This is a genomic window from Bordetella petrii (assembly GCF_020991325.1).
Taxonomy (GTDB): domain Bacteria; phylum Pseudomonadota; class Gammaproteobacteria; order Burkholderiales; family Burkholderiaceae_B; genus Bordetella_A; species Bordetella_A petrii_E.
Window position 1 is genome coordinate 1 of record NZ_JAJMLX010000358.1, and the last position, 3,891, is coordinate 3,891.

Annotated in this window: 4 protein-coding genes, 1 tRNA gene and 1 pseudogene; all 6 read right to left on the reverse strand. The window is 66.0% G+C overall.

Translation table 11 applies throughout. From position 1 onward, the window contains the following. Positions 1-118: 118 nt before the first annotated feature. Positions 119-715: an aminoacyl-tRNA hydrolase gene (gene pth / locus LPZ50_RS22795; protein WP_230665102.1), complete on the reverse strand. Its 597-nt coding sequence runs from the start codon at positions 713-715 to the stop codon at positions 119-121. 152 nt (positions 716-867) lie between these two features. Beyond that, on the reverse strand, positions 868-1,491 hold the full coding sequence (locus LPZ50_RS22800; protein WP_230665103.1) for a 50S ribosomal protein L25/general stress protein Ctc: 624 nt from the start codon (positions 1,489-1,491) through the stop codon (positions 868-870). A gap of 133 nt (positions 1,492-1,624) precedes the next feature. Continuing rightward, positions 1,625-2,575: a ribose-phosphate pyrophosphokinase gene (locus tag LPZ50_RS22805; RefSeq protein ID WP_218369431.1), complete on the reverse strand. Its 951-nt coding sequence runs from the start codon at positions 2,573-2,575 to the stop codon at positions 1,625-1,627. A gap of 134 nt (positions 2,576-2,709) precedes the next feature. Continuing rightward, positions 2,710-2,786 (reverse strand) — tRNA-Gln (locus LPZ50_RS22810). 1 nt (position 2,787) lies between these two features. Beyond that, positions 2,788-3,705: a 4-(cytidine 5'-diphospho)-2-C-methyl-D-erythritol kinase gene (gene ispE / locus LPZ50_RS22815; RefSeq protein ID WP_230665104.1), complete on the reverse strand. Its 918-nt coding sequence runs from the start codon at positions 3,703-3,705 to the stop codon at positions 2,788-2,790. Between the two features lie 9 nt (positions 3,706-3,714). Further along, positions 3,715-3,891, reverse strand: a pseudogene (locus tag LPZ50_RS22820) (outer membrane lipoprotein LolB); the annotation flags it as partial.

Below are 3,891 nucleotides of genomic sequence, written 5' to 3' on the forward strand. Positions count from 1 at the left end.
CGGCGGCCGGGCAGGCGGCGCAGGTCGGGACGGCGCACGAAGCGGATGAAATCGCGCAGTTCGTGGCGCAGGCCGGGCTGTCCGGCGCGCAGGGCGGCGGTTGCCTGGGACATGCCGGTCAGGCTCCGTTGCCGCTGTGCAGTTCGCGCGTGGCCCGCGCGAAGTCGCCGTCCAGCATGGCGGGCACCACCACGCGGCAGCGGCGGATGACTTCGTCGATAGGGCCTTGTTCGTCGCGGCGCGGCGGGTGCAGCACGAAGTCGGCCACCTGCTGGGCCAGGCCCAGGGTGCGCGGATGGCCGATGCCGATGCGCAGGCGCCAGAAGTTGGGGCTGCCCAGCGCCGCCTGGATGTCTTTCAGGCCGTTGTGGCCAGCGTGACCGCCGCCCTGTTTCAGTTTCACCTGGCCGGGCAGCAGGTCCAGTTCATCGTGCAACACCAGCACTTGCTCGGGCGCCAGTTTGTAGAAGCGCGCCAGCGCGCCCACGGCCTGGCCGGACCGGTTCATGTAGGTAATGGGCTTGAGCAGCAGCACGCTGTCGCCGGCGTGGCGCGCCTTGGCCACCAGGCCGAAGAAGCTTTTTTCCAGGCTGAAGCTGGCGCGCAGGTCGTCGGCCAGGTGGTCGGCCAGCCAGAAGCCGGCGTTGTGGCGGGTGGTTTCGTAGTCGGGCCCGGGGTTGCCCAGGCCGACGATCAGGCGGATGGCGGTAGACATGATGGGCAAGTATAGAGAAAAGCGGGACAGCGCCGGGCCCGGCGGCCTGCCCTGCCCGGCCGGACGGACCGGCGAAAAAACAAAACCCTGCGCATGCGGCTTGCACGCGCAGGGTTGCGGCCGGGCGCCCGGCTTTCGCCGGGTGCCTGGACTTAGGCGGCCGGGGTTTCTTCGGCCGGGGCGTCGCCGCCCTCGTCAGCCGCGGCGGCACCGCCACCCTTGACCAGCGCCGAGGCCAGCACGGGGTTGGTTTCAGCGCCGTGGGCGATGTAGGTGACGCCCTTGGGCAGCTTGACGTCGGACAGGTGCACCGAGCCGCCACCCAGCAGGTCGCCCAGGTTCACTTCGATGAACTGGGGCAGCGCGGCCGGCAGGCAGGTGATTTCCAGTTCGGTAACCACGTGGCTGATGATGGCGTTGCTGAGCTTGACCGCGGGCGAGGTTTCGCCGTTGATGAAGTGCAGGGGCACCTTGGTGTGCAGGGCCTGGTTGGCGTCGACGCGCTGGAAGTCCACGTGCAGGACTTGCGGCTTGTAGGCGTGCCATTGAACCGCACGCAGCAGCACGGCTTGTTCCTTGCCTTCGTACTGCATTTGCAGGATCGAGGCGTGGAATTCTTCCTTGCGCAGGGCGTGGTAGATCTCGTTGTGGTCGAGTTCGACGTTCAGGGGGGCAGCCGTTCCGCCATAAACGATGGCAGGGACGCGGCCCGCGCGGCGCAGGCGGCGGCTCGCACTCGAACCCTGGACGCTACGCGCAGTGGCATTGAATTTCATGGATGACTCCAAATCTGGCAGCGGTAAGGCTGCCGGCTAAGTTGCACGGCGCGCGACATGCGTGCCGTGTTGTTTGCCCATCTGCCGCGACCAGCAGGCAGGCAAATTCAGGAATTCTGGGCTGGCGCCGGGTTCAGTCGACGAACAGCGAGCTGACCGATTCGGCGTTGGAAATACGCAGAATGGTTTCGCCCAGCAGCGCCGCGCAGGACAGCTGGCGGATCTTGCCGCTGGCCTGGCCTTGCTCGGACAGCGGAATGGTGTCGGTAACGACGAGTTCGTCGAGTTCCGAGCCTTCGATGCGGTCGATGGCGCCGCCCGACAGCACGGGGTGCGTGCAGTAGGCGTAGACGGCGCCGGCGCCGCGGTCTTTCAGGGCCTGCGCGGCCTTGCACAGCGTGCCGGCGGTGTCGACCATGTCATCCATGATGATGCAGGTGCGGCCGTCGACTTCGCCGATGATGTTCATGACTTCGGACACGTTGGCGCGCGGGCGGCGCTTGTCGATGATGGCCAGGTCGGCCTCCAGCTGCTTAGCCAGCGCCCGGGCGCGCACCACGCCGCCGATGTCGGGCGACACCACCACCAGGTTCGAGAAATTGCGGCGCCAGATGTCGCCCAGCAAGATCGGACCGGCATAGATGTTGTCGACAGGGATGTCGAAGAAACCCTGGATCTGGTCGGCGTGCAGGTCCATGGTAAGTACGCGGTCGACGCCGGCCACTTGCAGCATGTTGGCCACCACCTTGGCCGAGATGGCCACGCGCGCCGAGCGCGGGCGGCGGTCTTGGCGGGCATAGCCGAAATACGGGATGGCGGCGGTGATGCGGCCCGCCGAGGCGCGGCGCAACGCATCGACCATGACCATGATTTCCATCAGGTTGTCGTTGGTGGGCGCACAGGTGGGCTGCAGCACGAAAACGTCTTTGCCGCGCACGTTCTCGTTGATTTCCACCATGACTTCGCCATCGGAGAAACGGCCCACGGTCATTTTGCCCAGGGACATGTCGAGATGGTTGACTACGTCCACGGCCAGGCGCGTATTGGCCGTACCCGTGAAAATCATGAAGCTGTCGTTTGCCATGATGGAAGCTGCGATGGTCGTTTCAGGACGCGTACGTGTACTGCTGCGGCCGGGATATCCGGCAAATAAAAAAGCTGCTGAACCGTGGCCAGTGTCTGACAGGCGCGTTCAACAGCTTTTTTATAGATATTTGGTGGCTGGGGAGGAAGGATTCGAACCTTCGCATGCCGGAATCAAAATCCGGTGCCTTAACCAGCTTGGCGACTCCCCAACTATCTTGCAATCCAGTTCCGCAACGGGTGCTCGGCCAACCCGGGACATGCCCGCACCAACCGGAACCCTACTTGCGTGCTGCCAGTTGATTCACCAGCGACGCGCATTGTAGCGGTTATTTCCTGCTGAGCCAAAACGGCCTGCTGCGCCGTGGCGTACTGGGCAAACAAACATGCGCCAGACCCCGACATGCGGGCGTGTATGCCACGCCCCGATAGCCACCGCGCCGCCCGGGAAACTTCAGGGTAGCGCCGGAAAACCACCGGCTCTAGGTCGTTTCTGCCAAAAAAACCCTGGCCTGTTGCCGCGCCAGAATCTTGTGAAGCAAGAAAGTCCGCTATTTTGACCGAAGGCGTGTCCCTTGTCAAACCGGGATCGGCAAAAATGCCTGCGGTGGGCACGCTGGCGTCGGGCTGGGCCACCAGGTAATGGGCGGGCGGCAAACTAAGCGGCGCAAGGATTTCGCCCACTCCTTCGGCAAAGGCCGATTGCCCGAACACGAACACCGGCACGTCGGCCCCCAGGGGCAGGGCCAGCTGCATCAGTTCGCGGCGCGCCAGCCCGGTGCCCCACAGGCGGTTCAGCGCCACCAGGGTGGACGCGGCATCGCTGGAGCCTCCGCCCAGCCCGCCGCCCTGCGGGATGTTTTTTTCCAGCGTGATGGTGACGCCCTGGCGGGTGCCCGTGGCCTGCTGCAGCGCCCGCGCGGCGCGCAGGGTCAGGTCTTGTTCGGGCGGCACGCCGGGCAGATCGGCGGCGCGCTCGATGCGGCCGTCGGCGCGCGCCTCGAAATGCAGCGTGTCGCACAGGTCGATGAAGCGGAACGCGGTTTGCAGCAGGTGGTAGCCGTCGGGCCGGCGGCCCACCACATGCAGGAACAGATTCAGCTTGGCCGGGGCCGGTACGTCGTACAGCATGGCCGGGGATCAGGGCTGGCTGATGGCCAGCCGCACCACGATGCGGCGCCCGGGTTCGGCACGCTGCAGCACCAGCAGGCCGGGGCCCAGGGCGTCGTAGCGCGACAGGCGGGCGTTCCAGCCGTCTTGCTCGAAGGCCACCGGGCGGCCCTGGGCATCGCGCTGCAGGCCGTTGACGGCCGCGTC